Raw genomic sequence first — 25,343 nt, forward strand, 5'->3', positions numbered from 1 at the left:
CCAGAAGCCGACGACGCGTTCGCCGTCGGCGGTGATCAGCCACACCGTGCCGTCGTCGTCGACGCGACCGAACCGATGCGGATCGCTGGTGGGCGGCGCCGGCACCGGGTGGGCGGCGGGCCGCGGCCCCGGGCCCGGCGGCCGGGGGCCGGGACGTGGTCCCGGGCGTGGCACCGGACCCGGAACGGGTCGGGGCGCCGGCCCGGCCGGCTCTGCGCCGTGGGGTTCGTCAGCCGTCATGCGCTCGTCACCTACCCTTCGCGCGGTCGTTGTCCCGCGCACCTGCCGCGCGTAGCGGCACCGTCTGCTGCACCCGTGGGCTGGCCGTCGCGGCCCTCCCAACAGCTGCTCAACAGTATTCAAGCAGCTTGGCGGCCCGTGCGCCGCCACCAGTGATCTTGCCGCTTGGGACGCATCGGCGTGGGCGCATCGGATATCACACCTGTCCTACCCCCGCTCGGACGCAGAAACCATGCCCAAGACGGACGTCGCCGCTTTGCCGGCGTTGGCGTCGGCGGGGTGCGCCGCGGCCGTCGTTACCCGATCGCAGCGTGACCCACAGCGCCTCCATAGGTTGGTGAAGTATCAACAGAGGGTGTTTCGCTGAACGCCGGCGGCGTGGGCGACGTCATACGGTTGTTGCTGAATTGAATGCAAATTTTGGGTGTATTTGCCCTTGCCCCAGGGAAAGCTGGTCGGGGCACTTTTGAGGTGAGGGGTCGCTATGTCGAAGGTTGATGTCGCGGCGTTGATCGCATTGTGCGCGGCGCTGGCGTCCGCGGTCGGCGATGTGATCCGCCAGCGCTCGGCGCAGGAGATCACGGACAAAGACGTCGGCCATCTCGAGTTGTTCCGCATGTCGCTGCGGGACACCCGGTGGTGGTTGGGGGGCGTGGCGGCGATCGTCAATTACAGCCTGCAGGCCGCGGCCCTGGCCTGGGGCTCGGTCGTGCTGGTGACCGCGTTGCAGGTGACCGCGTTGTTGTTCGCGCTGCCGATCTATGCGCGGCTGACCAAGCGGCGGGTGACCCGCTGGGAGTGGACCTGGGCGGTGATACTGGCGAGCGCCCTGGCGGTGGTCATCATCGTCGGCGACCCGGCCTCCGGCGATCAGCGCGCGGCGGTCGGCACGTGGGCCATCGTGGCCGCGGTGATGGTGCCGCTGCTGGTGGCGTGCGTGGTGGCCGCGCGGATCTGGTCGGGCAGCCCGATGGCGGCCGCACTGCTCGCGGTGGTGGCGGGCTCCGCTTTGGCCCTGTTCGCGGTGCTGACCAAGGGCATCGTCGAGGTGGGCGAAGCCGGCCCGCTGGCCGTGTTGAGCGCACCCGAATTCGTGCCCTGGTTGCTGCTGGCGCTGACCGGGATGATCTTCCAGCAGTCGGCGTTCCGCGCCGGCGCGCTGACGGCCTCAATGCCGACGATGACCGTGGCCAAGCCCGTGGTGGCCGGCCTGCTCGGCATCTTCGTGCTCGGTGAAACGCTGAACGCCGCGGGACCCAAGGCCTTCGTGCTGCTCGCGGCGGTGGCTGTGGTGATCGTGGCGACGATCGCGCTGGCCCGCGGCGAGGCCGCCACCATGGTCGCGCAGGTCGGCCGTGACACCGGAGACGTCACGGCGGACGCGTGGTCGTCCGGCGACGGCGCGTCGGACCCGTGCAGCGGTCCCGTCATGGTGGCGAGAGCCGAGGCCTGAACACGCCGCGCCGGTGAAACGTTAGTTTGGTGGCGTGCTCAGCGGCATTGCGATCGTTCCGTCGGCGCCGTTGCTCGTGCCCGAGCTCGCCGGGGCCGCCGCCGCGGAGGTGACCGACGTGGCGGCCGCGGTGCTGGCGACGGCCGCGCTGCTGCCCGTGGACTGGACCATCATCGGGACCGCGGGGCGTGACGAGGCGTTCGGGCCCGACACGGCCGGCACCCTCGCGGGTTTCGGCGTGGACCTCCGGGTCCGGCTGTCCCCGCGGGCCGACGACGAGTCCCCCGCCGAGCTGCCCGTGTGCGTGTTGCTGGCCGCCTGGCTCCGCGGCCAGGTCCGCCCCGACGCCACCGCGCAAGCACGGGTCTATTCCGCCGACCACGACGCCGAGGCCGCGCTGGACCGCGGACGGCGGTTGCGCGCCGAGATCGACGCGTCCCCCACGCCGATCGGGGTGCTGGTGGTGGCCGACGGCGCGAACACCCTCACCCCGGCCGCCCCCGGCGGGTACGACCCCGGCAACGCCGACGCGCAGCGGGCCCTCGACGACGCGCTGGCCACGGGCGACGTCGCCGCCCTGGGCCGGTTGCCGCGCCAGATCCTGGGCCGGGTCGCCTTTCAGGTGCTGGCCGGCCTGGCCGCACCGGGACCGCGGACGACCAAGGAGCTGTACCGAGGTGCGCCCTACGGCGTGGGCTACTTCGCCGGTGCCTGGCAGCTCTGAGGTGGCCGTGCGACCGCTGGCGATAATCGGCCCCACCGGAACGGGCAAGTCGCAGCTGGCGCTCGACATCGCGGAACGGCTCGAGGGCGGCGCCGAGATCGTCAACGCCGACGCGATGCAGCTGTATCGCGGAATGGACATCGGCACCGCCAAGCTGCCCGTCGGCCAACGCCGCGGGATCCCGCATCACCAGCTCGACGTCCTGGACGTCACCGAGACCGCGACCGTCGCCCGCTACCAGGCCGCCGCGGCCGCGGACGTCGAGGCGATCGCGGCCCGCGGCGCCGTGCCCATCATCGTGGGCGGCTCCATGCTCTACATCCAGTCCCTACTCGACGACTGGTCGTTCCCGGCCACCGATGCGGCCGTGCGGGCGCGCTGGGAACGGCGGCTGGCGGAGGTCGGGGTCGGCGACCTGCATGCCGAGCTGGCCCGGCGCGACCCCGCCGCGGCCGCGGCCATCTTGCCGACCGACGCGCGACGAACGGTGCGGGCGCTCGAGGTGGTCGAGCTGACCGGACGGCCGTTCGCCGCGTCCGCGCCGCGCATCGGCGCGCCGAGGTGGGACGCCGCCATCGTCGGACTCGATTGCCAGACAACGACTCTCGACGAGCGGTTGGCCCGCCGCACCGACGCCATGTTCGACCAGGGGCTGGTCGACGAGGTGGCCGCGCTGCTCGACAAGGGACTTCGCGACGGGGTCACCGCGTCGCGCGCCCTGGGCTATGCGCAGGTGATCGAGGCGCTCGACGCCGGGGGCGGCGCCGAGCGGCTGCGCGACGCGCGGGAGCAGACGTACGTGGGCACCCGACGCTACGTGCGGCGCCAGCGGTCGTGGTTCCGCCGCGACCATCGGGTCCGCTGGCTGGATGCTGGTGACAGCGCCCGGCTCGTCGACGAAGCCCTGCAAGCCTGGCGCCACGTATCCTGAGCAGGTGCAATTCGCGAAGGGCCACGGCACCGAGAACGACTTCGTGCTGCTCCCGGACGCGCAGGCCGCGCTCGACCTGACCGCGGCCCGGGTGGCCGCCTTGTGTGACCGGCGGCGCGGGCTGGGCGCCGACGGGGTACTGCGCGTCACCACCGCCGGCGCCGCGCTGGCGGCCGGCGTGCTCGACCGGCTGCCCGACGGCGTGGCCCCGGCCGACTGGTACATGGACTACCGCAACGCCGACGGCTCGCTCGCCCAGATGTGCGGCAACGGCGTCCGGGTGTTCGCGCACTACCTGCGCGCCAGCGGGCTCGAGGCCCGCGACGAGTTCGTGGTCGGGTCGCCGGCCGGCCCGCGGCCGATCACCGTGCACCGCGCCGACGCCACCCGTGCCGACATCAGCGTCGACATGGGCAAGGCCAACACGCTCGGTCCCGGAAGCGCGGTCGTCGGCGGCCGCCGGTTCTCCGGCCTGGCGGTCGACGTGGGCAACCCGCACCTGGCGTGCGTGGATCCCGGCCTGACCGCCGAGGGGCTGGCGCGGCTGGACGTGGCCGCGCCGGTCAGCTTCGACCACGCCCAATTCCCGGACGGGGTCAACGTCGAAGTCCTCACCTCACCGGTTGACGGCGCGGTGCGGATGCGCGTGCACGAGCGCGGTGTGGGCGAGACGCGCTCGTGCGGCACCGGCACGGTCGCGGCCACCGTCGCCGCGCTGGCCGCCGCCGGTGCGGCCACCGGCACGCTGACCGTGCGGGTGCCGGGCGGTGACGTCGTCGTCACCATCACCGACGCCACCAGCTACCTGAGGGGGCCGTCGGTACTGGTGGCACACGGGGAGGTCGGCGAGGAATGGTGGGACGCGCAGGAGCGTTAATTAGAGTGCACGACGCCGATTCGCCGTGCATCATCTTGTATTGCCTATGACACAACCTGAATTCCAAAATCACGCGCCCGCAGTCGCGGAGCCAAGCACCGGCGAGCTCGCGCTGGAAGAACGGTCGGCGCTGCGCCGCGTTGCCGGTCTGTCCACCGAACTCACCGACGTCTCCGAAGTCGAGTACCGCCAGCTGCGGCTGGAACGCGTCGTGCTGGTCGGTGTGTGGACCGACGGCACCGCCGCCGACAGCGAGGCCAGCATGGCCGAGCTCGCCGCCCTGGCCGAGACCGCCGGCTCCCAGGTGCTCGAAGGGCTCATCCAGCGCCGCGACAAGCCCGACCCGTCCACCTACATCGGCTCGGGGAAGGCCCAGGAGCTACGCGAAGTGGTGCTGGCGACCGGCGCCGACACCGTGATCTGCGACGGTGAACTGTCGCCGGCGCAGCTCACCGCGCTGGAAAAGGCGGTGAAGGTCAAGGTCATCGATCGCACCGCCCTGATCCTGGACATCTTCGCCCAGCACGCCACCAGCCGGGAGGGCAAGGCGCAGGTATCGCTGGCCCAGATGGAGTACATGCTGCCGCGGCTGCGCGGCTGGGGTGAGTCGATGTCCCGGCAGGCCGGTGGCCGTGCCGGCGGCAGCGGGGGAGGCGTGGGCCTGCGCGGTCCCGGTGAGACCAAGATCGAGACCGACCGCCGCCGCATTCGCGAACGCATGGCCAAGCTGCGCAGGGAGATCAAGGACATGAAGCAGGTCCGCGACACCCAGCGCAGCCGCCGGCTGGCCAGCGATACGCCGTCGGTCGCCATCGTCGGCTACACCAACGCCGGCAAGTCGAGCCTGCTCAACGCGCTGACCGGAGCGGGGGTTCTGGTGCAGGACGCGTTGTTCGCCACCCTGGAGCCCACCACTCGCCGCGCCGAGTTCGAAGACGGTCGCCCGCTGGTGCTCACCGACACCGTCGGGTTCGTCCGGCACCTGCCCACCCAACTGGTCGAGGCTTTCCGCTCCACGCTGGAGGAGGTCGTCGACGCCGACCTGTTGCTGCATGTGGTCGACGGCTCCGACGTCAACCCCCTGGCCCAGATCAACGCGGTGCGGGAGGTGATCTCCGAAGTGATCGCCGATCATCATGGTGACCCGCCGCCCGAGCTGCTGGTGGTGAACAAGGTCGACGCCGCGAGCGGCCTGATGCTGGCCAAGCTCCGGCACGCGCTGCCCGGCGCGATGTTCGTCTCGGCCCGCACGGGCGAGGGCATCGACGCCCTGCGGCACCGGATGGGCGAGATGGCCGTGCCCGCCGACACCGCCGTGGACGTGGTGATCCCCTATCACCGCGGCGACCTGGTCGCCCGGCTGCACGCCGACGGGCGGGTGCAGCAGGAGGAGCACAACCCCGACGGCACCCGGATCAAGGCCCGGGTGCCGGTGGCGCTGGCCGGCCGGCTGCAAGAGTTCTCGGCCCACTGATCTGCCCGGCGGGCCGACCCCGCCGACTGCCGACCAACCGTCTGGTTGGTATATGTTGGGCGACAGAGTTCCCCGTCGCCGGAGGTCATTCACATGGGCAGTGCCGTCAAGTACCAGCGCACTCTTTTCGAGCCGGAGCACGACCTGTTCCGTGAGTCCTACCGTGCGTTCCTGGATCGCCATGTCGCGCCGCACCACGACGAATGGGAGAAGGCCAAGATCGTCGACCGCGGCGTCTGGCTCGAGGCCGGTAAGCAGGGCTTTTTGGGCATGGCGGTGCCGGAGGAATACGGCGGCGGAGGCAACCCCGACTTCCGGTACAACACGATCATCACCGAGGAGACCACCGCCGGCCGCTACAGCGGCATCGGCTTCGGCCTGCACAACGACATCGTGGCGCCGTACCTGCTCGCGTTGGCCACCGAGGAGCAGAAGCAGCGCTGGCTGCCCAAGTTCTGCACCGGCGAGATCATCACCGCGATCGCGATGACCGAGCCGGGAACCGGTAGCGACTTGCAGGGCATCAAGACCCGCGCGGTCAAGCAGGGCGACCACTACGTGCTCAACGGCGCAAAGACGTTCATCACCAACGGAATCAACGCCGACCTGGTGATCGTGGTCGCCCAGACCGATCCGGACAAAGGGGCGCAGGGCTTTTCGCTGCTCGTCGTCGAACGCGGCATGGAGGGCTTCGAACGCGGCCGCCACCTGGACAAGATCGGGCTGGACGCGCAGGACACCGCCGAGTTGTCGTTCACCGATGTGAAGGTGCCCGCCGAAAACCTGCTGGGGCAGGAGGGCATGGGGTTCATCTACCTGATGCAGAACCTGCCGCAGGAACGCATCTCGATCGCTATCATGGCCGCCGCGGCGATGGAGCACGTGCTCGAACACACGTTGCAATACACCAAGGAGCGCAAGGCATTTAACAAGCCGATCGGCAGCTTCCAGAACAGCCGCTTCGTGCTTGCCGAGCTGGCGACCGAGGCGACCGTGGTGCGCATGATGGTCGACGAGTTCATCCGGCTGCACCTGGACAAGAAGCTGACCGCGGAACAAGCGGCGATGGCCAAGTGGTACTCCACGGAAAAGCAGGTGCACCTGATCGACCGTTGCCTGCAACTGCACGGCGGTTATGGCTACATGCGCGAATATCCCGTTGCCCGTGCCTATCTCGACGCCAGGGTGCAGACGATCTACGGCGGAACGACCGAGATCATGAAAGAGATCATCGGCCGCAGCCTGGGGGTCTAGCCCTAGCATCGTCGGCTGGAAATGCCGCCGGACCGGGCAATTCGGCGCTTCGGCGGCAAACCCGATCGGCGCTCGCCGCGCGGCCGTTTTTCGGGTGGATCGTTGAAGAGTTAATAGTTTCACGTACCGTCGGCACATGTGTTTTGGGTATGCCGCCCGGGCAATGACGCATCGCCACGCCGAAAAACATGACGGCGCCGAGGACCTGGTCAAGTTCGGCAAGTCCTTCGAGCGCCGAATCGCTGCGTGCCGCGGCGGGCGTGCCCCATTGCGCAGGCGATCGTCGGGTTCGGGATTCGGCGCGATTAGCCCAACGTCGCGTGAGCGACGGGGGATCCGGTCGCGATTTGAGCGTGGCTCGGCATCATTTCGACATCGGCGTGGTATCCGTTTTTGTAATATTCGTGATCTGACTTCGCATTTTTCGTTGGCTGGAGCAAAGTTATGCGAGCCCGGCGCAAATGCGGTTCGGAACGGGGTCGTTTCTCCGCGGTCGAACTGCGGCCCGCTCGCCGGCTGTGCGGAACGGGCGCAGCCGCTGATAGGGGAATAGCCGTCGGCTGGGAGGCTTGGTGAACGGGCAGAGAGGTCACATGCGCAGGCTGGTCGGGAGCGCGCTGGTCAGCTTGGCCGCTGCAGCAATGGCCGCTGCCTTGCTGGCGCCACCGGCGGCGGCGTCGCCCATCGGCGACGCCGAGGCGGCCATGATGGCGGCCTGGGAGAAGGCCGGCGGCGACTCATCACCGTTGGGCGCCCGGAAGGGCGATGTCTATCCCGCTGGCGATGGCTTCGCGCTGGACTTCGACGGCGGCAAGATGTTCTTCACCCCGGCGACCGGCGCGAAATTCGCCTACGGGCCCATCCTGGACAAATACGAGATGCTGGGCGGCCCCGCCGGCAGCGATCTGGGCTTCCCGGCCATCAACGAAGTACCCGGCCTCGCCGGCCCCGACAGCCGCGTGGTCACCTTCTCGGCCAGCGACAAGCCGGTGATCTTCTGGACGCCCGACCACGGCGCATTCGTGGTACGCGGCGCGATCAACGCCGCCTGGGACAAGCTGGGCAGTTCGGGCGGCGTGCTCGGAGTCCCGGTCGGCGACGAAACGTACAACGGCGAGGTGTCCGCCCAGAAATTCAGCGGCGGTCAGGTGTCATGGAACAGGCAGACGAAGCAGTTCAGCACCGAGCCGCCGGCCCTGGCCGACCAGTTGAAGGGCCTGCAGGTGGCGATCGATCCCACCGCGGCCATCAACATGGCATGGCGCGCGGCCGGCGGCCCCAACGGGGCCTTGGGGGTCAAGAAGGGCGCGCAGTATCCGATCGGCGGCGACGGCATCGTCCAGGACTTCGCCAACGGGAAGGTGTACTTCAGCCCCGCCACCGGCGCGAACGCCGTGGAAACCAACATCCTGGCCAAGTACGAGTCGCTCGGCGGACCGGCGGGCAGCGACCTGGGTTTCCCCACCGCCAATGAGTCCGACGGTGGCATTCCGTCCAGCCGCATGGTCACCTTCTCCGGAGCCGACAAGCCGGTGATCTTCTGGACCTCGGAGCACGGCGCCTTCGTGGTCCGCGGGGCCATGAAGGCCGCGTGGGACAAGCTCCGCGGACCGACCGGCAAGCTGGGGGCGCCGGTCGGCGACCAGGCCGTCGACGGCGACGTCGTCTCCCAACAGTTCGCCGGCGGCAAGATCTCGTGGAACCGGGCGAAGAACACGTTCAGCACGGATCCGGCCAACCTGGCGCCGTTGCTGTCCGGCCTGCAGGTGTCGGGCCAGAACCAGCCGAGCAGCTCGGCGATGCCCACGCACCCCAAGAAGTTCACCTGGCAGTCGTGGTGGCTGCTGGCCGTCATCCCGGTGCTGGTGCTGATCGTGTTGGCGGGGCTGGTGGCCTTCCGCTGGCGCCGGCGTCGGGCCGGTGACGACGCCGGCTACGAGCCCGACCGCGACCTCGATGTCGGCTACGACGCCGTCGGTGATCAGCAGTGGGGACACGAGGACGCGACCACCGAGCACTTCGCCCACGAGCCCGCAGCCCCCGATGCTGAGGCGGCCGGGCGGGTTAGCTGGCGCCGGGGTGGCGCGGACGAGGGTCCTTTCGGGCTCGAGCAGGAGGACCCCGACGCGGTCGACACCGACTCCTTCTCCGCCGTCTCGCCGGCGGCCCTGTCGGAGGCCGGTTACCCCGAGGGCGAAGTCGGTTACCCCGAATCCGGGGCCGATTACCCCGAAGGCGAGGCCGGTTACCCCGAAGGCGAGGCCGGTCACCCCGAATCCGAGTACGCCGAACCCGGATACGGTGAACCCGAGTACGCCGAATCCGATTACGCCGACGCGGATTACGCCGAAGGCGGGTACGTCGACGACGAGCACGGGTCCGCCTACCCCGAAGCCGACCACGCCGACGGCGACTACGTGGAGGCCGAATACCTCGATGTCGCCGTTCCCCACACGCCTCCCGACGCCGGCTTCGAGGGCGGTGCTCCCGCCCCCGAGCCCGCTCCCGAGTCCGAGGCCGAGCATCCTGACGTCGCGGTGCCCCGAGTCCCGGCGGACGTGTCCGAGGCCGAGGTAGCCGCCCCGGAAACCGTCGCGCCCGAGGCGGCGGCCGTCGGGGCGTCCGAGCAGCGCGGCGGGCGGCACGCGGCCGTCGACGACGACGACAGCGGTGTGGCGCTCGGCCCGGGCGGGCGCCCGACCATCCACCTACCGCTCGACGACCCCTACCAGGCGCCCGACGGATACCCGATCAAGGCGAGCGCCCGCTTCGGGCTGTACTACACGCCCGGCAGCGAGCTCTACCACGACACGCTCGCCGAAATCTGGCTGGCCAGCGAAGAAGTGGCGCAGGCCAACGGGTTCGTCAAGGCGGACTGAGCCTGCCGACACCCGGTACGGGGCTAGACCTTGCGGATCACCGTGACGACCTTGCCCAGCACGGTCGCGTCGTTACCGGGTATGGGATCGAACGCCGGGTTGTGCGGCATCAGCCATACCTGACCACCCGCGCGCTTGAACGTCTTCACGGTGGCTTCCCCGTCGAGCATGGCGGCGACGATGTCGCCGTTGTCGGCGACGTTCTGCTGCCGCACGACCACCCAGTCGCCGTCGCAGATCGCGGCCTCGATCATCGAGTCGCCGACGACCTTGAGCAGGAACAGCGTGCCCTCGCCCACCAGCTCGCGCGGCAGCGGAAACACGTCCTCGACGGCTTCCTCGGCGAGGATGGGGCCACCGGCCGCGATGCGCCCGAGGACCGGGACGAAGGTCGGCTCCGGCAGCGCGTCCGAGCCGGCGACTTCGGTGGCCGGCGCCGCCACGTCGTCATCGGCGCCGCGGACGTCGACCGCGCGGGGGCGGTTCGGGTCGCGGCGCAAATACCCCTTGCGTTCCAGCGTGCGCAGCTGATGCGCCACCGACGACGTCGACGTCAGGCCGACGGCGTCACCGATCTCCCGGATGCTCGGCGGGTAGCCACGGCTGGTGACCGACGCGCGAATGACGTTCAAGATGGTGCGTTGCCGTTCGGTCAGCGATGAATCGACCGCGTGCAGCCGGCCGTCCGCCCCGGCCGATGAGGTGTCGTTGCTGTCGCTCATGGCACTGAATGTAACCCCACCGCGCCCAAGAATCAAACATGTGTTCGACTGGCGTGTCGTGCCGATGCCTCGAGGGTGGAAAACCGCGCCGAAGTCCTAAATCACAAAGGTGTAACTCTTCGGCGGATCGGGTATTTCAGCCGCATGTCAGCTCTAGCGACCACGGACTTGTCGGTGGCGCGGTCTAGCGTTCGACTCGTGCGACACGCTTCGCTCACATGTTCGGATTTCGAACACACGAGCGATACAGTCGAACAGCTGAGCGAATTAAGTTGACCGGAGGAACGCAGATGACAACCATCCACACGCTGGCGCCGCGGACCAGCAGCCCCCGGCGTCCGGTCAACGGACCGGTCCCGGGTCTTCGTTACGGTCGGGACGGGCTGGATCGCTCGCGCCGCCCCGGTCCGGCGCGGCCGGCCGGCGCGCCCACTCGCTACCGCGGCACCGGCGTCGCGATGTCGGGCGCGCCTCATCGCAGGCGGCCCGTCACGGTGGCGACCACCATCTGGCTGGCGCTGGCCGCCGGTGCGATCACTCTGTGGCTGGGCCTGGTCGGGAACGTCGGCCAGGTGCTCAACGGCGACTCCGGGAATTCGGCCGCGCACGTACCGGACCGCTTGGCCGTCGTGCGCGTCGAGGCGGGGGAGTCGCTGCAAGACGTCGCCCACCGGGTGGCTCCCGACGCCCCCGCCCGGCAGGTGGCCGACCGCATCCGTGAACTCAACGACATGAACTCGCCGAATGTGGTCGCCGGCCAGACCCTGATCGCCCCCATCGGTTGACGCCTGGGCTCCGCCCGCGCAGGTCGGCGCACGGGTACGCTCGAAGTGCTGCGGTACCTGGTTGTCGGCACGGCGAAGGAGCGTTCATGCATTGCCCCTTCTGTCGTCATCCCGATTCCCGGGTGATCGACTCGAGGGAAACCGATGAGGGGCAGGCCATCCGGCGCCGCCGCTCGTGCCCCGAGTGCGGACGGCGTTTCACCACCGTGGAGACCGCGGTCCTGGCCGTGGTCAAACGCAGCGGCGTCACCGAACCCTTCAGCAGAGAAAAAGTCATCAGCGGGGTCCGCCGGGCCTGCCAGGGCCGACAGGTCGACGATGATGCGCTGAACCTGCTGGCCCAGCAGGTCGAGGACACCGTGCGCGCCGCGGGCTCGCCGGAGGTCCCCAGTCACGAGGTCGGCCTGGCCATCCTCGGCCCGCTGCGCGACCTGGACGAAGTGGCCTACCTGCGGTTCGCGTCGGTGTACCGGTCCTTTGAGTCCGCGGAGGATTTCGAACGCGAGATCCAGGCGCTGCGCGAACACCGCCAGGTCACCACGCCGAGCTGACCCTCCCGGCCGTGCCGGCCCGGATCGTCACCGGGCTAGGCTCGGTTTCATGCCCGTGGACTTGCATCCCGATCTCGAGGCCCTGGCGCCACTCCTGGGAACCTGGGCCGGCCGGGGGTCGGGTGAGTACCCGACGATCCAGCCCTTCGACTACCTCGAAGAAGTGGTCTTCACGCACGTCGGCAAGCCGTTTCTGGCGTACGCGCAAAAGACCAGGGCGGCGTCCGACGGCAAGCCGTTGCACGCCGAGACCGGATACCTTCGCGTGCCGCAGCCCGGTCACGTCGAACTGGTGCTGGCCCATCCGAGCGGCATCACCGAGATCGAGGTGGGCACTTACTCGGTCACCGGCACGCTGATCGAAATCGAGCTCTCCACAACGGACGTCGGGCTCACCCCGACCGCCAAGGAGGTCACCTCGCTGGGCCGGTCCTTCCGCGTCGACGGTGACGAGCTGTCGTACTCGGTGCGGATGGGTGCGGTCGCGCAACCCCTGCAGCACCACCTCGCCGCGGTGCTGCGCCGGCAGCGCTGAGCGCGCAACCCGGCCGGGGGGTCAGTTCAGATGCCGGACACCGTCATTGACGACGCGGCCGGCCACCCCCACCCAGCCCTCGGCGTTCCACGTCGTGTCGATGATCGATCCCTTGCCCTGGGTGATGTGGAGGTCGCGGCTGAGGTAATCGGTGATGCGCATCGCCGCCGAACCCGTCGCCTCGTCTTCCCGCACGCCGAGATTGGCGGCGAACACGCGGGCGCGCAGCGAACCGCCGGCCCGGTCCGTCCAGGCCCACAGGTAGTGCGCCGTGTCGTCGGCAAAATCCCCCGGGTCGGCGGCGAGAAGTTCGTCCGGCGAACCGAATTCGTGGAGGGCGACCTCGGGCGCCCACTCCGAGCGGGCGCTGATTCCGGTCCGGTCGGCGGTGTAACTCACCTGCACCAGGCCCGCCGACACCTGCAGCGTGTTGATCGGCGTGCCGTTCTCCCGCAACCACCACGCCGCGCCGACGGTGGGGTGCCCCGCGAACGCGATCTGGATCATCGGGGTGTAAATGCTGGCGTGCGCGGTGGTTGACCCGGCAGCGGGAAGATCGACGAAAACCGTTTCGCTGTAGCCCAATTGCGTCGCCAGCCGTTGCCGGTCCGCGGGTTCGACCTGGCCGGCATCCACGACGCCCAGCGGATTGCCGTAATTGCCGTCCGGATCGGTGAACACCCGCAACACGGTGACGTCGATACCCATGGCCCGACTGTACGACCCCGCGCGCGGCCGCACCGATCAAGGTGGTTCAGGTGGCGCTGCGTTCGTCGGAGTCCATGGCGTTCAGCACGGCGACGCGGGTGGGCGCTGGGCCGCTGACGGCCTTCTCGCCGCCGCCGCTGCGAAGTAACGCGCGCAGGGCGGCCTGATCGTATTCGGCGGGCGCGGTGCTGTCGATGAAGCGTTCGACCACGTCGATGAAGCGGGCCGGGTCGTCGTGGAACGGAAAGTGGCCGGACTCTTCGAAGATTTCCAGCCGGGAGCCGGGCATGGCGGCGTGGGCCATCTGCGCATGCCCTACCGGGACGACGGAGTCCTTGGCGCCCCAGACGATCTGGACCGGGATGGCCTCGGTCAAGTAACAGCGGTCCAGCATCGTGACGATCTGTCCGCGCCAGTCCACCACCGCACGCAGCGTCCGGCTGAATGCCGCCGAGGCCGTCGGCTCCGGCAGATCGTCGAGGATCCGCAACATGTTGGGCAGGTCGCGGCCCAGTCCCGTACTGCCCAGCATCGTGCCCAGCACCCGCCCGAGGATCTGGACGGCCGGCAGCACCATCGGCAGGCGCAACAACGCGAGGGCCTCACTGCCCATCGGCAACGAGGCCCACCGCAGCACGAAGTTCACGTCCTTGGTGACGCCCCCGGCGCCGACCAGGATCAGCCGCTCCACCAAATGCGGGAACTGGTAGGCGAATTGCATGGCGACACCGCCGCCCAGCGAATGGCCCACGATGGTCACCCGCTCGATGTCGAGCACGCTGAGCAGGTCGCGCATCCCGTTGGCGTAGGCGGCGACCGAGTAGTCGGCGCGCGGTTTGTCGGATCGGCCGTGGCCCAACAGGTCGGGGGCGATAACGGTGAACCGCTGGGCGAGCTTGGCCTGCACGGTATTCCACGTGGTGGAGTTGTCGCCGATGCCGTGGACCAGCAGGATCGCCGGCCCGTCACCGGCGATGCGGTAGGCCCGCTTATAGCCGTGGATGGTGCGGAACTCCAGCCGGGGGGCGGCGACCTCACGCACCGGGCGCAGAGTGTTCTTGCGCTTCCGCTCGGTCATGTCGCCAACCTTGGTGTCGGGCCGGGATGAGGGCCGGGTGGAAAGGTCAGGGCTGGTCGTCGTCGTCGCGCTTCTTCTCCGCCTGCTGGGCGAGGAATCGCTCGAACTCTGCGCCAAGCTCGTCTCCGCTAGGCAGGTCCTCGTCCCTCGTTAGTAACGACCTGTTCTCCTGAGCGTCGATGAAGGCATCGTACTGGCGCTCGAGCGCGGTCACCACTTGAGCAACCTCCGCGCTCGCCTCGACCTGCTCGTCGATCTTGGCCCGGATGACCGCGGCCGCTTCGGTCAACGCCGTCAGCGGCAGCTCGAGCGACGCGATCTTGGCCACCTGCGCGAGCAACGCCTCGGCGGCGGCCGGGTAGTCGGTCTGCGTCAGGTAGTGCGGCACGTGCACGGTGTAACCGATGACCTCGTGCCCGTGTTGGGCCATCCGGTACTCCAGCAGGTTGGACGCGCTGGCCGGGACCTGGATCTCGGAGATCCACGGGGTGAACTCGGCGATCAGCTCGGGGTTGTTGGAGTGCGCCGTCATCGTGATGGGCCGCGTGTGCGGAACCGCCATCGGCACGGTGCCCAGGCCGATCGTCTGACGCACGCCCAGGCGCTCGGCCAGCAGGCGGACCGCGGTGATGAAGCGCTCCCACTTCAGGTCTGGTTCCATGCCGGCCAGCAGCAGGAACGGGGTCCCGATGGTGTCGCGCAACGCGTACAAGCTCAGTTCGGGTTCTTCATAGCTCGTGAAGTGATCCGTCTTGAAGGTCATCAGGGGCCGCCGCGACCGGTAATCGAGCAATTCGTCGATGGCGAAGGACGCGACCAGCTCGGGGTCCAGGGCCGCCTTCAGATGCGACGAGGCGAGCCGGATCGCGTGACCGGCGTCCGAGAAGCCCTCCAGCGCATGCACCAGCACCGGGCCTCGGCCGTCCGACGTCGACAACTGCGGCGCCGGCAGCTCGAGCTCGTACATCCCGGCCTGTCCCGGCTGGTAGTGCGGCTCCTGCGGGTCCTGACCGTGAGCCATCACCGATCGCCTCCTCTCGGGGGTTGCTCCGTGCCCTACAAGTGTCCCCCGAATCGGGGTGCGCCAATATCAAACAGCGGTGTGAAGTTCGCGTTTAATCCAGAAGAGAACATCGTGGGGGTGGCCGATGCCCCTTGCCGGGAAGCGAGGAGGGACGCGACGCGTTGGAGTCTGCTCGTCAGGCAGGCGTCAGGCATGATGAAAACGATGCGCGTACCGACCGTGATGCTGTGCCTGGTGGTCGCCGTGGCAACGTCACTGACGTCGTGCAAGCGGCCACCGGGCGATCGTGCGTCGGCGCCGCCGGCAGCCCCTCCGCGGAGCAGTGCGCCGGCGCAACGGCTCGCTCAACCCCAGCAAAAGGCGGTGGCCGGCCCGGTGGAGCCGGACAAACGCGTCGGCGCCATCTTCATCGACGGTGGCCCCCTGCACGTGTGCACGGGCTCGGTGGTGCATTCGGCGGGCGGCAACCTGATGATCACGGCGGCGCACTGCCTGGCCGGGGCGTCCAAGATCACCTTCGTGCCGGGTTTCACCGGCGACGCGCCCCCGGCCCCGACCGATGTGTGGAAGGCCGACGCCGTCTACCTCGACCCCCGCTGGACCGCCAGCAAGGATCCCAACGCCGACTACGCGATCGCGCGGATGAGCAATGACGCCGGGGGCTCGGTCGAATCACGCGCCGGCCTGGCGCTCACGCTGGGCACGACGCCGCCACCCGGTAGTCACATCACCGTGATGGGCTATCCGGCCGGCGTGGGCGGCAACCCCATCGGGTGCCAGGCCAGCACGTCGTTGACCGACGGCGGGTTTCCCTCGTTTCCGTGCGAGGGGCTGGTGGACGGCACCAGCGGTGCCCCCTGGGTGAGCGGTACGACGCTGACCGGGGTGATCGGTGGTTTTGAGCGCGGCGGATGTGCCGCAAACGTCTCGTATTCGGCACCGTTCGACGCGCAGACCGCGCAGCTGCTGGCCCGCGCCGACGCCGGCGGGCCCGGCGACCCGGTTCCGGGCGAACTCGACGACAGCTGTTAGTGGCGGAACTGGTTGAGCGCTCGCACCTTGTTCATCACGTCGAGCGCCGCCACCTTGTAGGCCTCGGAGAAGGTCGGGTAGTTGAACACGGCGTCCACCAAATATTCGACGGTGCCGCCGCAGCCCATGACGGCCTGTCCGATGTGCACCATCTCGGTGGCGCTGGTGCCGAAGATGTGGACGCCCAGCAGCTTGAGATCGTCGGTGGACACCAGCAGCTTGAGCATGCCGTAGGAGTCGCCGGCGATCTGGCCGCGGGCCAGTTCCCGGTACCGGGCCACCCCGACCTCGTAGGGGATCGCGTTCTTCGTCAGCTCGACCTCGGTGGCGCCGACGTAGGACACCTCCGGGATGGAGTAGATGCCGATCGGCTGCAGCTCGGTGATGCCCTCGGTGGGCTCCCCGAAGGCGTGGTAGGCGGCCAGCCGGCCCTGTTCCATCGAGGTGGCGGCGAGCGCGGGGAAGCCGATCACGTCGCCGACGGCGTAGATGTGCGGCACCTTGGTCTGGAAGAAGTCGTCGACGAAGATCCGGCCGCGGTTGTCAGCCTCCAGCTCGGCGTTGTGCAGGTCGAGGTGATCGGTCTGTCCCTGGCGCCCGGCGGAGTACATCACCGTCTCGGCGGGGATCTGCTTGCCGCTGGCCAGGGTGGTGACGGTGCCCGCCGAGCCGACGTCGACCGCGGTCACCTCCTCGCCGAACCGGAACGTCACCGCCAGGTCACGCAGGTGGAATTTCAGCGCCTCTACCACTTCAGGGTCACAGAAGCCCAACATGTCGCTCTGCTTTTCCACGACCGTGACCTTGGTGCCCAGCGCGGCGAACATCGAGGCGTACTCGATGCCGATCACCCCGGCGCCGACCACCACCATCGAGGTGGGCAGCGACTTGAGGTCGAGGATGCCGTCGGAGTCGAGCACCCGGTCCTCGTCGAATTCGACGCCCGACGGCCGCGCCGGCCGGGTGCCGGTGGCGATGACGATGTATTTGCCGCTGACGGTGAGCTTTTCGCGGCGGGAGGGGTCCTCGACCTCGATGGTGTGCGGGTCGACGAACCGGCCGTGTCCCAGCAACAGGTCGATGCGGTTGCGCATCAGCTGGTTGCGCACCACATCGACTTCCTTGCCGATCACGTGTTGGGTGCGGGCCAGCAGGTCGGCCGGGGTGATCTTCTCCTTGACGCGGTAGCTCGCCCCGTACAGTTCGCGCTGGCTCATCCCGGTGAGGTAAAGGACGGCCTCGCGCAACGTCTTTGACGGGATGGTGCCGGTCTGGACGCACACGCCACCGAGCATCTGGCCCCGTTCGACGACCGCGACCGACTTGCCGAGCTTGGCCGAGGCGATGGCGGCCTTCTGGCCGCCAGGCCCCGAACCGATGACCACCATGTCGTACTCTTGCGCCGAACTCATGGGTAAACAGTAGAGCAGCAGAACTCACAGTGCTGAGTTCATTCACAGGTGCGGGATTCCGCCGCTTCTCGCGAGCGCCGGCTGACGGCGGGGCCCGTCAGCGTGGTGCCCATGACGACGCATCGACCTGACTTCAAACTGAACCGGCCCGGCGCACTCATCGCCGCGCTGCCTGCCGTTCTCGGCTTCGTACCCGAAAGTTCATTGGTATTGGTGTCTTTGGACGGTGGTGACCTCGGAGCGGTGATGCGAGTCGACCTCTCCGAAGAACTCACCGCCCGGGTCGGACACCTCGCGGATGTCGCCGCCGCGGCCGGGCCCGACGCCGCGATCGCGGTGATCGTCGACGGGGAGGGGGCGCACTGCCCGTCCTGCAACGAGGACTACCGGCAGGTGTGCGACGCGCTCGCAAAGTCGTTGTCGCAGCACGGTATCGAGCTGTGGGCGGCGCATGTGGTCGACCGGGTCGCGCTCGGTGGGCGCTGGCATTGCGTGGACGGTTGCGGTTCGAGCGGCCCGGTGGACGATCCCTCGGCGTCGCCGCTGGCCGCCGCGGCGGTGCTCGACGGCAGGCGGCTCTACGCTCGCCGCGCTGACCTGCAGGCCGTCGTCGCGGTCGAGGACACGGCGCGCAGCGCCGAGCTGACCGGCGTGATCGACCGGCAGGCGGCCAGGCGCCGGGCGGCCCACCGCACGAACCCGGACCGCTGCGTGCGTGGCGACGTGCGGCACGCGATGACGGTGGCGTCGCGTGTGGCCGCCGGCCAAGCACCGTCCGATGCCCAGCTGGCCAAGCTGGCCTGCGCCCTGAGCGACGCGCAAGTGCGCGACATCCTCTACGCCCTGGCGGTCGGCGAGAACGCCGGCGAGGCGGAGTCGTTGTGGGCGTTGCTGGCGCGCACCCTGCCCGCGCCCTGGCGGGTCGAGGCGCTGGTGCTGCTCGCGTTCAGTGCCTACGCCCGCGGCGACGGGCCGCTGGCGGGGGTGTCGCTGGAGGCCGCGCTGCGCTGCGCGCCCGAGAATCGGATGGCGGGCATGCTGGACACGGCCTTGCAGTCGGGGCTACGGCCGGAGGACATTCGGGAACTGGCGCTCACCGGCTACCGGCTGGCCAAACAGCTCGGCGTGCGGATACCGCCGCGCCGAGTGTTCGGCCGCAGGGCATGCTAGCCCGACGGCGGGGCGGTCAGACCTTCTCGACCTTGACGGCGTGCGCCATCTCGTGCGGCAGGGTGACGTTCTCGTGGCCAGGGATGACGATGGTGACCCCGGCGGGCCCGGTCTCGACGGTCACCCGGGCATTGGGGACGACCCCGGCGTCCTTCAGGCGGGTGATCAGGTCGATGTCGCCTTGCACGTGTTCGGTCAGCTGGCGGACGACGACGGCCACCGGGGAGCCGGGCGGCAACTCGGTCAGCCGGACGAGGATGGCGTCCTCCGCGCCCGATTCGGGGCCCACGCCCAGGTCCAGAAGCCCCGGGATCGGGTTGCCGAAGGGGGAGGTGGTCGGGTGGTTGAGCACCTTCACCAGCCGCCGCTCCACGTCCTCGCTCATCACGTGCTCCCACCGGCATGCCTCGGCGTGCACTTCCTCCCAGGGCACCCCGATGACGTCGACGAGCAGCCGCTCGGCAAGGCGGTGCTTGCGCATCACCGCGATGGCCAACGCCCGGCCCTTGTCGGTGAGCTCCAGGTGGCGGTCGCCGGCGACGTGGAGCAGCCCGTCGCGCTCCATCCGGGACACGGTTTGGCTGACGGTCGGCCCGCTCTGCTCGAGGCGTTCGGCGATGCGCGCGCGCAGCGGCGTCACGCCCTCTTCTTCGAGGTCGTAGATGGTCCGCAGGTACATCTCGGTGGTGTCAACCAGGTCGTTCATTTAGCACCCTCCATCGACGCCGAGTCTACTTGGCCAGCTGCGCGAACGGGTGTAACGCTTCCCCGACAAGCAGTATGCCCGCCGCGTCCGCGGCGGGCATACCGTCTTGTTACTAGTTCGGTATGCCCGCCGCGTCCGCGGCGGGCATACCGTCTTGTTACTAGTTCGGGCGGCGATCGCAAGCGCGGCGTTAGCCGGGCGCCGCGGGTCGCCGGGATCTACTTGGAGCCTTAGCTTGCGTACGACCGTAGCCGGTCGGCGCGCTCGCCGTGGCGGAGTTTGGACATTACGTCCCGCTCGATTTGCCGGACCCGCTCACGCGAGAGGCCGAAGAGCTTGCCGATCTGGTCCAGCGTGCGCGGCTGGCCGTCGTCCAGGCCGAAGCGCAGCCGGATCACCTGGTGCTCACGCTCGTCGAGAGTGGCGAGCACGCTGCGGATGTCGGTGTGCAGCAGCTCGGCGATCACCGCGTTCTCGGCGGACATCGCCTCGGCGTCCTCGATGAAGTCACCCAGCGGGGCTTCTTCCTCGGAGCCGACCGGCATGTCCAGGCTTACCGGGTCGCGGCTGTGCTCGAGCAGGTCGTTGATCTTCTCGACCGGGATCCCGGATTCGGCCGCCAGCTCCTCGTCGGTGGCCTCGCGGCCCAGGTTCTGGTGCATCTCCCGCTTGATCCGTGCCAGCTTGTTCACCTGCTCGACCAGGTGCACCGGCAGCCGGATGGTCCGGCTCTGGTCGGCCATGCCGCGGGTGATGGCCTGGCGGATCCACCACGTGGCATAGGTGGAGAACTTGAAACCCTTTGTGTAATCGAACTTTTCCATCGCACGGATCAGGCCCAGGTTGCCCTCCTGGATCAGGTCCAGCAGCGGCATCCCGCGACCGGTGTAGCGCTTGGCCAGCGACACCACCAGACGCAGGTTGGCTTCCAGCAGGTGACGGCGCGCGGCCTCACCGTCGCGCACCACGGCCTCGAGGTCGCGTCGGCGGTTCTCGCCGAGGCGCTTACGAGTTTCGAGCAGATGCTCGGCGTAGAGCCCGGCCTCGATGCGCTTGGCCAGTTCAACTTCGCCCGCTGCATTCAGCAGCGCCGTCTTACCGATGCCATTGAGATATACGCGCACGAGGTCCGCGGCGGGGCTTTGAGCATCCAGATCGCCATCAAATCTGCTCGTGCTGGCGTTCGCCATAGCGACCTCCCGTTCGGCTTGTACTGTCATTGAGTTCAACGACAGATCAGCCCTGAGAGTTCCCAGCCCTATCCCATCTCACACGTCTTGACGTGCACAAATGTCCCGTCGACCTGAGAATGTCCTAAGAAGTGCGGACTATTCCCAGCCGTGCGGTCCCGGGGGCCAGCTTGAGTGCGGATGCGGGCGCGCCTCAAGCGCAGGCCGCTCGGCGCTTGGGAACAGCGGGGTGCGTCGGCGGGCGTCGTCGAACCGCCGAGGTTCGTCGGGGCGCCGTGGCGGGCGGTCGTTGGCGATCAGGACCGCCATCCATGGCAATGGGATCGACACGGCGACGATCGCCAGTGAGATCAGACCGTTGTGCCAGGCGCCGTATGCCAGCGCGGCCAGGATCAGGGCCGGGATCCGAAAGCCCATCAGGGTCAGGTATTTCCGGACCCGCGCGCGGTGCTGCTCTTCATACGAGGGTGCTGCGGCGGTGATGAGCACCGGTCGGCCCTCATCGTCGAACCCCAGATCGGATTCGCGCTTCATTTCTCCACTCTCCCACACCCGGCCGATTCCGGCAGGAGCGAGTTACGGGGCACAATGTGAGGCATGCAGACCCAGACGATCGAACGCACCGAGACCGACGAACGCGTCGACGACGGGACCGGCAGCGATACGCCGAAGTACTTCCACTACGTGAAGAAGGACAAGATCGCCGAGAGCGCGGTTATGGGCAACCATGTGGTGGCGCTGTGCGGCGAGGTGTTTCCCGTCACCAAGGCGGCCAAGCCGGGATCGCCGGTCTGCCCGGACTGCAAGCGGATCTACGACCGGATGAAGAAGGGCTAGGTCGCACCGGTTGGGCCGGCCGTCACAGCGTCGCGTTGTCGGCGGGTGCCGGCGCCGGCGGGGAACCCGTCGGACGCTTCGACACGGTCAGGCGGGCTTCGAGCCACTTGCGCAGGCGGTGCGCGTGCGTCTTGGGCGCCGGGAATTCCTCTTGGATCGCCGCGTTGAGTTCGGCGCCCAGCATCACCGCGAAGCCACCGAAGAACGCGAACAACAGGAACGCGATCGGTGTGGCCAGCGCGCCGTAGGTGTAGCCGGTGCTGGTGATCCACCGCAGGTAGATCCGCAGGCCCAGGGTGGCGATCAGAAAGACCGCCGTGGCAAGCACCGCGCCGTAGATCAGCCGGTGCGTCGGCAGCGGTTCGGGCAGCGACACCCGGTACAAGATGACGACCCCGATCAGCAGCCCGAGGATCAGCGCCGGGTAGTAGCCGTACTGCAGCACGTTGGCCAGGTCGTACGGGATGTGCTCGCTCACCTTGCGCGGACCGATCACCAGCACGGGCGCGGCAACCACCACGAACACCAGCATCACCATGTAGATGAACAGGGCGAAGAGCCGCTGGCGTACGGGATGGCGCAGGGGAGTCTGGTCGTGCGCCTCCACCACGGCGTCGACGTAGGCCGAGATCGCCGACGATCCCGCCCACATCGAGATGAGGAAGCCGACCGACACCACCTCGCCGCGGGCGTTGGCGGTGACGTCGCGGATGGTCGGCTCGATGATCTCGTTGACGACGCTGGGCGAGAAGAAGCTGCGGATCGCGGAGATGACGCTCTTCTCGATCGACGTCAATGTGTCCGGGCCGAACAGCGGCGCCACGTAGGCCAGGCTGCCCAGCATCCCGAGCAGCAGCGGCGGGAGCGACAGCGCCGACCAGAAACCCGCCTGGGCCGACTCGGAGAAGATGGAATCATCCCAGCTTTTCGAGACGGTCCTCAGGGTGAGTCGCCAGATGTGATGGCGGGACGGTTTTGCGACTTGATCGCTCATACCCGTCCAGCATTACCGAAGACTGCCCCCGTCGCCCACATTGGTGACGGGTGAGTTGGCGGAACTAGCTTCCGCTGACCTCCAGGACGGCAGACAGCTCGGTCAGCTTGGCCTCGTGCTCGTTGGCGTGATGCTGGCAGAAGAGAAGCTCGGCTCCAGAAGGCAGCTTGGCGCGGACTCGAGCCGCGGCACCGCAGCGATCGCAGCGGTCCGCACGGGTTAGCTCGGGACTGGTCAGAGTTGCATTCATGGCTTCTCCGTTCTTGCTTTTATTCACTCTCTCAGACGTATGGGGTTTTCGCGTTGTTCCCCGATCGTTATCGGGTGTGTCGTTTCTCACGGGCTGTAAACGTTTCGTTTCGTAGTGCTCTCTACAGTGATCATTCGTGACTTTCGCTCCTGACCTGCTGGTACACCTGTGCGGGCGCGACGAGTGGTCCCGTGCCCGCACGTGCGGTGAGATTCGCCCCGACGCGTCCGGCGGCGGGCGGTTCATCCATCTGTCGACGCCCGAGCAGGTTCATCTGCCGGCCAACCGGCTCTTTCGCGGTCGCGGTGATTTGGTTCTGCTGCACATCGATCCGGCCAGATTGGACTCCGAGGTGCGGTGGGAACCAGGCGTTTCAACGGATCCCGAGTCGATGCTGTTCCCGCATCTCTACGGCCCCCTGCCCACGCACGCTGTGATTCGGGTCACCGATTACCGCCCGGCGCCGGACGGCATGTTCCCGCCGGCGAGGGGTTCCACGTAGGCGTCGGCCTCGATCTCCACCAGCAATCCTGGTGCGATCAGTGCGGACACCTCCACCATGGTCGCCGCGGGACGGATGTCTCCGAAGATCTGCGCATGGACCGCGGCGACCTCGCGCCAGCGGGAGATGTCGGTGACGTAGATGCGGGTGCGCACCACATCGGTGAGCGCCGCACCCGCCTGATGGAGCGCAACCTCGATGCGCTGCAGGGCATCTCGAGTCTGCGACGCGATATCTCCGGCCGCTCCGGCGCCGGTCGTTCCGGCCACCCACACGTGTGGGCCGACCCGGACCGCGCGCGAATAGCCGACGGCCGTTTCGAACTCGGAGTCCGACGAGACCACTGTGCGGTTGGCTGACATGGGAGTCACGGTACGACGGCGCCGCCGCCGGCGCGACGGATTTTCCGTGGAGATTGAATGTGCTTGCGCACCAACGGCTTTGGATAACAGCCGCTGTGGCCCCTTAGTCGAGGTAGTCGCGCAGGACCTGGGAACGGCTGGGGTGGCGCAGCTTTGACATCGTCTTGGATTCGATCTGACGGATGCGCTCGCGGGTGACGCCGTAGACCTGGCCGATCTCGTCGAGGGTGCGTGGCTGGCCGTCGGTGAGGCCGAAGCGCAGCCGTACTACGCCGGCTTCGCGCTCGGAAAGGGTCTCCAGCACCGACTGCAGCTGGTCCTGCAGCAGGGTGAACGACACCGCGTCGACGGCCACCACGGCCTCGCTGTCCTCGATGAAGTCACCGAGCTGGCTGTCGCCCTCGTCGCCGATGGTCTGGTCCAGCGAGATCGGCTCGCGGGCGTATTGCTGGATCTCCAGCACCTTTTCGGGCGTGATGTCCATTTCCTTGGCCAGCTCTTCAGGCGTGGGCTCGCGGCCCAGGTCCTGCAGCAGCTCGCGCTGGATGCGGCCCAGCTTGTTGATCACCTCGACCATGTGCACCGGGATGCGGATGGTACGGGCCTGGTCGGCCATGGCGCGGGTGATGGCCTGGCGGATCCACCACGTCGCGTAGGTGGAGAACTTGTAGCCCTTGGTGTAGTCGAACTTCTCGACCGCGCGGATCAGGCCCAGGTTGCCTTCCTGGATGAGGTCCAGGAACGCCATCCCGCGGCCGGTGTACCGCTTGGCCAGCGACACCACGAGGCGCAGGTTGGCTTCCAGCAGATGGTTTTTCGCGCGGTCGCCGTCGCGGCAGATCCACATCATGTCGCGGCGCTGGGCGGCGGGCAGCTTGTCGCCGCGCTCGGCCATCTCGGCCATCAGCTGCGTGGCGTACAGGCCGGCCTCGATCCGCTTCGCCAGCTCGACCTCTTCCTCGGCATTGAGCAGCGCCACCTTGCCGATCTGCTTGAGGTAGGCCCGAACCGAGTCTGCCGACGCGGTGAGTTCGGCGTCCTTGCGTGCCTGACGCAGCGCCTCGGACTCGTCTTCGTCCCAGACGAAATCGCCGGACGCCTTGTCCTTCTCGGAGGGCTCGGCGATCTCCTCGTCCTCGTCGGTGGCGGCCGGGCCGGCCGGGGCGACCTTGGCGGTTCCCTCTTCCTCGCTGTCGTCCGAGTCGGCCGGCTCGACCTCGGCGTCCTCGCCGTCGGCGGCAACGTCGTCTTCCAGGTCGTCCAGGCTCAGGTCGGCGTCGATCTCGAGATCCTCGCCCGGCTCCGCGTCGAGCTCCACGTCGTCCAGGTCTTCGGCGACCCCCAGTTCCGCGTCGGCATCCGCCGGGGCGGCCTTGGCGGCTTTGGTCCCACGGCCCGACGGGGCCTTGGCGGCGCGAGTCTTCTTCTCGGCGCCGGCGTCGCCCTCGGATTTGGCGGTGGGGGCCGGCGCCTTGGCGGCGCGTTTGGCGGGGGCGGTGCCGTTGGCGGCCTTGGCCGCCGGGCGCTTGGCGGGGGAGGACGGAGACTTGGTGGCGGTCCGTTTCACCGGCGCGTCGGTTGCCGGGCTGGCCTTGGTCGGTGCCACTTACACCCCTTCGTTTGGGCTCACCTTCGGTGGGTAATGGGCATGGT

At 68.6% G+C, this 25,343-nt stretch carries 26 protein-coding genes and 1 pseudogene; 14 read left to right on the plus strand and 13 right to left on the minus strand.

Annotated elements, in window-relative coordinates; all coding sequences use genetic code 11:
- A pseudogene (locus tag A5713_RS27560) lies at positions 1-240 on the minus strand (DUF349 domain-containing protein); the annotation flags it as partial.
- Between the two features lie 484 nt (positions 241-724).
- Here A5713_RS27560 and A5713_RS12015 point away from each other — a divergent pair.
- From A5713_RS12015 to A5713_RS12045, 7 genes are all read left to right on the plus strand, one after another.
- The gene (locus A5713_RS12015; RefSeq protein WP_067917262.1) at positions 725-1,693 is read left to right on the plus strand and encodes a DMT family transporter; all 969 of its coding nucleotides are present in this window, start codon (positions 725-727) and stop codon (positions 1,691-1,693) included.
- 34 nt (positions 1,694-1,727) lie between these two features.
- Positions 1,728-2,417 (plus strand): hypothetical protein, encoded by a 690-nt coding sequence (locus tag A5713_RS12020; RefSeq protein WP_067917260.1) that lies wholly within the window; start codon positions 1,728-1,730, stop codon positions 2,415-2,417.
- Positions 2,418-2,424: 7 nt separating this feature from the next.
- Positions 2,425-3,348: a tRNA (adenosine(37)-N6)-dimethylallyltransferase MiaA gene (miaA, locus tag A5713_RS12025; RefSeq protein ID WP_068095908.1), complete on the plus strand. Its 924-nt coding sequence runs from the start codon at positions 2,425-2,427 to the stop codon at positions 3,346-3,348.
- Between the two features lie 4 nt (positions 3,349-3,352).
- Entirely contained in the window at positions 3,353-4,225 is an 873-nt protein-coding gene (dapF, locus tag A5713_RS12030; protein ID WP_068095785.1) for a diaminopimelate epimerase, read from the plus strand.
- Between the two features lie 46 nt (positions 4,226-4,271).
- The gene (hflX, locus tag A5713_RS12035) at positions 4,272-5,699 is read left to right on the plus strand and encodes a GTPase HflX (RefSeq protein ID WP_067917256.1); all 1,428 of its coding nucleotides are present in this window, start codon (positions 4,272-4,274) and stop codon (positions 5,697-5,699) included.
- Positions 5,700-5,792: 93 nt separating this feature from the next.
- Complete coding sequence (locus A5713_RS12040; protein ID WP_067917254.1) at positions 5,793-6,953, plus strand: acyl-CoA dehydrogenase family protein; 1,161 nt, start codon at positions 5,793-5,795, stop codon at positions 6,951-6,953.
- Positions 6,954-7,546: 593 nt separating this feature from the next.
- Positions 7,547-9,832, plus strand: coding sequence for a hypothetical protein (locus A5713_RS12045; RefSeq protein ID WP_068095786.1), 2,286 nt, complete (start codon positions 7,547-7,549; stop codon positions 9,830-9,832).
- Positions 9,833-9,855: 23 nt separating this feature from the next.
- Here A5713_RS12045 and lexA read toward each other — a convergent pair whose 3' ends face one another.
- Positions 9,856-10,554, minus strand: a complete 699-nt coding sequence (gene lexA, locus A5713_RS12050; protein ID WP_068095788.1) for a transcriptional repressor LexA — start codon at positions 10,552-10,554, stop codon at positions 9,856-9,858.
- Between the two features lie 290 nt (positions 10,555-10,844).
- Between lexA and A5713_RS12055 the strand changes: the two genes are divergently transcribed.
- The 3 genes from A5713_RS12055 to A5713_RS12065 all read left to right on the plus strand — a co-directional run bounded on the left by A5713_RS12055 (position 10,845) and on the right by A5713_RS12065 (position 12,425).
- Positions 10,845-11,339: a LysM peptidoglycan-binding domain-containing protein gene (locus A5713_RS12055; RefSeq protein WP_068095790.1), complete on the plus strand. Its 495-nt coding sequence runs from the start codon at positions 10,845-10,847 to the stop codon at positions 11,337-11,339.
- A gap of 86 nt (positions 11,340-11,425) precedes the next feature.
- A complete protein-coding gene (gene nrdR / locus A5713_RS12060; RefSeq protein WP_067917247.1) occupies positions 11,426-11,890 on the plus strand; it encodes a transcriptional regulator NrdR in 465 nt (154 codons plus the stop codon).
- Between the two features lie 49 nt (positions 11,891-11,939).
- Entirely contained in the window at positions 11,940-12,425 is a 486-nt protein-coding gene (locus A5713_RS12065; RefSeq protein WP_068095792.1) for a peroxynitrite isomerase, read from the plus strand.
- A gap of 21 nt (positions 12,426-12,446) precedes the next feature.
- Here the strand turns inward: A5713_RS12065 and A5713_RS12070 are convergent, their stop codons facing one another.
- From A5713_RS12070 to A5713_RS12080, 3 genes are read right to left on the minus strand one after another with little or no spacing between them, the layout of a single operon-like run.
- Positions 12,447-13,133 (minus strand): PhzF family phenazine biosynthesis protein, encoded by a 687-nt coding sequence (locus tag A5713_RS12070; protein ID WP_068095793.1) that lies wholly within the window; start codon positions 13,131-13,133, stop codon positions 12,447-12,449.
- A 46-nt stretch (positions 13,134-13,179) separates the two neighbouring features.
- Positions 13,180-14,211 (minus strand): alpha/beta fold hydrolase, encoded by a 1,032-nt coding sequence (locus A5713_RS12075; RefSeq protein ID WP_068095798.1) that lies wholly within the window; start codon positions 14,209-14,211, stop codon positions 13,180-13,182.
- Between the two features lie 46 nt (positions 14,212-14,257).
- Entirely contained in the window at positions 14,258-15,232 is a 975-nt protein-coding gene (locus A5713_RS12080; protein ID WP_068095799.1) for a proteasome assembly chaperone family protein, read from the minus strand.
- A gap of 195 nt (positions 15,233-15,427) precedes the next feature.
- Between A5713_RS12080 and A5713_RS12085 the strand changes: the two genes are divergently transcribed.
- Complete coding sequence (locus A5713_RS12085) at positions 15,428-16,267, plus strand: serine protease (protein WP_067917237.1); 840 nt, start codon at positions 15,428-15,430, stop codon at positions 16,265-16,267.
- Here A5713_RS12085 and sthA read toward each other — a convergent pair.
- Entirely contained in the window at positions 16,264-17,679 is a 1,416-nt protein-coding gene (sthA, locus tag A5713_RS12090; protein ID WP_068095801.1) for a Si-specific NAD(P)(+) transhydrogenase, read from the minus strand. The genes A5713_RS12085 and sthA overlap by 4 nt on opposite strands.
- 111 nt (positions 17,680-17,790) lie before the next feature.
- Here sthA and A5713_RS12095 point away from each other — a divergent pair, with 111 nt between their 5' ends.
- Positions 17,791-18,849, plus strand: coding sequence for a DUF4192 domain-containing protein (locus A5713_RS12095; RefSeq protein ID WP_068095806.1), 1,059 nt, complete (start codon positions 17,791-17,793; stop codon positions 18,847-18,849).
- Between the two features lie 16 nt (positions 18,850-18,865).
- Here the strand turns inward: A5713_RS12095 and A5713_RS12100 are convergent, their stop codons facing one another.
- From A5713_RS12100 to A5713_RS12110, 3 genes are all read right to left on the minus strand, one after another.
- Positions 18,866-19,555, minus strand: coding sequence for a metal-dependent transcriptional regulator (locus A5713_RS12100; protein ID WP_068095808.1), 690 nt, complete (start codon positions 19,553-19,555; stop codon positions 18,866-18,868).
- 230 nt (positions 19,556-19,785) lie between these two features.
- Positions 19,786-20,775 carry a sigma-70 family RNA polymerase sigma factor SigB gene (gene sigB, locus A5713_RS12105; protein WP_067924022.1) on the minus strand — a complete coding sequence of 330 codons (990 nt, stop codon included), beginning with the start codon at positions 20,773-20,775 and terminating at the stop codon, positions 19,786-19,788.
- A gap of 108 nt (positions 20,776-20,883) precedes the next feature.
- Positions 20,884-21,297, minus strand: coding sequence for a DUF3099 domain-containing protein (locus tag A5713_RS12110; protein WP_369804416.1), 414 nt, complete (start codon positions 21,295-21,297; stop codon positions 20,884-20,886).
- Positions 21,298-21,342: 45 nt separating this feature from the next.
- Here A5713_RS12110 and A5713_RS12115 point away from each other — a divergent pair, with 45 nt between their 5' ends.
- Positions 21,343-21,582: a DUF3039 domain-containing protein gene (locus A5713_RS12115; protein ID WP_067924016.1), complete on the plus strand. Its 240-nt coding sequence runs from the start codon at positions 21,343-21,345 to the stop codon at positions 21,580-21,582.
- 22 nt (positions 21,583-21,604) lie between these two features.
- On the opposite strand, the gene A5713_RS12120 is transcribed toward A5713_RS12115, so the two are convergent.
- Positions 21,605-22,576 (minus strand): YihY/virulence factor BrkB family protein, encoded by a 972-nt coding sequence (locus A5713_RS12120; protein ID WP_068095812.1) that lies wholly within the window; start codon positions 22,574-22,576, stop codon positions 21,605-21,607.
- A 64-nt stretch (positions 22,577-22,640) separates the two neighbouring features.
- Positions 22,641-22,826 (minus strand): hypothetical protein, encoded by a 186-nt coding sequence (locus A5713_RS27570; protein ID WP_082945686.1) that lies wholly within the window; start codon positions 22,824-22,826, stop codon positions 22,641-22,643.
- A 136-nt stretch (positions 22,827-22,962) separates the two neighbouring features.
- On the opposite strand from A5713_RS27570, the gene A5713_RS27575 reads away from it, so the two are divergent.
- Positions 22,963-23,328, plus strand: a complete 366-nt coding sequence (locus A5713_RS27575; protein ID WP_082972915.1) for a DUF952 domain-containing protein — start codon at positions 22,963-22,965, stop codon at positions 23,326-23,328.
- On the opposite strand, the gene A5713_RS12135 is transcribed toward A5713_RS27575, so the two are convergent.
- Positions 23,277-23,690 carry a RidA family protein gene (locus A5713_RS12135; protein WP_068095819.1) on the minus strand — a complete coding sequence of 138 codons (414 nt, stop codon included), beginning with the start codon at positions 23,688-23,690 and terminating at the stop codon, positions 23,277-23,279. The genes A5713_RS27575 and A5713_RS12135 overlap by 52 nt on opposite strands.
- A gap of 103 nt (positions 23,691-23,793) precedes the next feature.
- Positions 23,794-25,296, minus strand: coding sequence for an RNA polymerase sigma factor (locus tag A5713_RS12140; protein WP_156751860.1), 1,503 nt, complete (start codon positions 25,294-25,296; stop codon positions 23,794-23,796).
- Between the last annotated feature and the right edge of the window lie 47 nt (positions 25,297-25,343).

Source organism: Mycobacterium sp. E2497 (genome assembly GCF_001668695.1).
Taxonomy (GTDB): domain Bacteria; phylum Actinomycetota; class Actinomycetes; order Mycobacteriales; family Mycobacteriaceae; genus Mycobacterium.

Excerpts from the sequence above, each read along its gene's own strand:
- A5713_RS12075 (WP_068095798.1), bottom strand. The coding sequence starts at position 14,211 with ATGACCGAGCGGAAGCGCAAGAACACTCTGCGCCCGGTGCGTGAGGTC.
- A5713_RS12045 (WP_068095786.1), top strand. The coding sequence starts at position 7,547 with ATGCGCAGGCTGGTCGGGAGCGCGCTGGTCAGCTTGGCCGCTGCAGCA.
- A5713_RS12040 (WP_067917254.1), top strand. The coding sequence starts at position 5,793 with ATGGGCAGTGCCGTCAAGTACCAGCGCACTCTTTTCGAGCCGGAGCAC.
- sthA (WP_068095801.1), bottom strand. The coding sequence starts at position 17,679 with ATGAGTTCGGCGCAAGAGTACGACATGGTGGTCATCGGTTCGGGGCCT.
- A5713_RS12070 (WP_068095793.1), bottom strand. The coding sequence starts at position 13,133 with ATGGGTATCGACGTCACCGTGTTGCGGGTGTTCACCGATCCGGACGGC.
- A5713_RS12055 (WP_068095790.1), top strand. The coding sequence starts at position 10,845 with ATGACAACCATCCACACGCTGGCGCCGCGGACCAGCAGCCCCCGGCGT.
- A5713_RS12085 (WP_067917237.1), top strand. The coding sequence starts at position 15,428 with ATGATGAAAACGATGCGCGTACCGACCGTGATGCTGTGCCTGGTGGTC.
- hflX (WP_067917256.1), top strand. The coding sequence starts at position 4,272 with ATGACACAACCTGAATTCCAAAATCACGCGCCCGCAGTCGCGGAGCCA.
- A5713_RS12100 (WP_068095808.1), bottom strand. The coding sequence starts at position 19,555 with ATGAACGACCTGGTTGACACCACCGAGATGTACCTGCGGACCATCTAC.
- A5713_RS12120 (WP_068095812.1), bottom strand. The coding sequence starts at position 22,576 with ATGAGCGATCAAGTCGCAAAACCGTCCCGCCATCACATCTGGCGACTC.
- A5713_RS27570 (WP_082945686.1), bottom strand. The coding sequence starts at position 22,826 with ATGAATGCAACTCTGACCAGTCCCGAGCTAACCCGTGCGGACCGCTGC.
- A5713_RS12135 (WP_068095819.1), bottom strand. The coding sequence starts at position 23,690 with ATGTCAGCCAACCGCACAGTGGTCTCGTCGGACTCCGAGTTCGAAACG.
- A5713_RS12065 (WP_068095792.1), top strand. The coding sequence starts at position 11,940 with ATGCCCGTGGACTTGCATCCCGATCTCGAGGCCCTGGCGCCACTCCTG.
- lexA (WP_068095788.1), bottom strand. The coding sequence starts at position 10,554 with ATGAGCGACAGCAACGACACCTCATCGGCCGGGGCGGACGGCCGGCTG.
- A5713_RS12095 (WP_068095806.1), top strand. The coding sequence starts at position 17,791 with ATGACGACGCATCGACCTGACTTCAAACTGAACCGGCCCGGCGCACTC.
- A5713_RS12115 (WP_067924016.1), top strand. The coding sequence starts at position 21,343 with ATGCAGACCCAGACGATCGAACGCACCGAGACCGACGAACGCGTCGAC.
- nrdR (WP_067917247.1), top strand. The coding sequence starts at position 11,426 with ATGCATTGCCCCTTCTGTCGTCATCCCGATTCCCGGGTGATCGACTCG.
- A5713_RS12080 (WP_068095799.1), bottom strand. The coding sequence starts at position 15,232 with ATGGCTCACGGTCAGGACCCGCAGGAGCCGCACTACCAGCCGGGACAG.
- sigB (WP_067924022.1), bottom strand. The coding sequence starts at position 20,775 with ATGACAGTACAAGCCGAACGGGAGGTCGCTATGGCGAACGCCAGCACG.
- A5713_RS12015 (WP_067917262.1), top strand. The coding sequence starts at position 725 with ATGTCGAAGGTTGATGTCGCGGCGTTGATCGCATTGTGCGCGGCGCTG.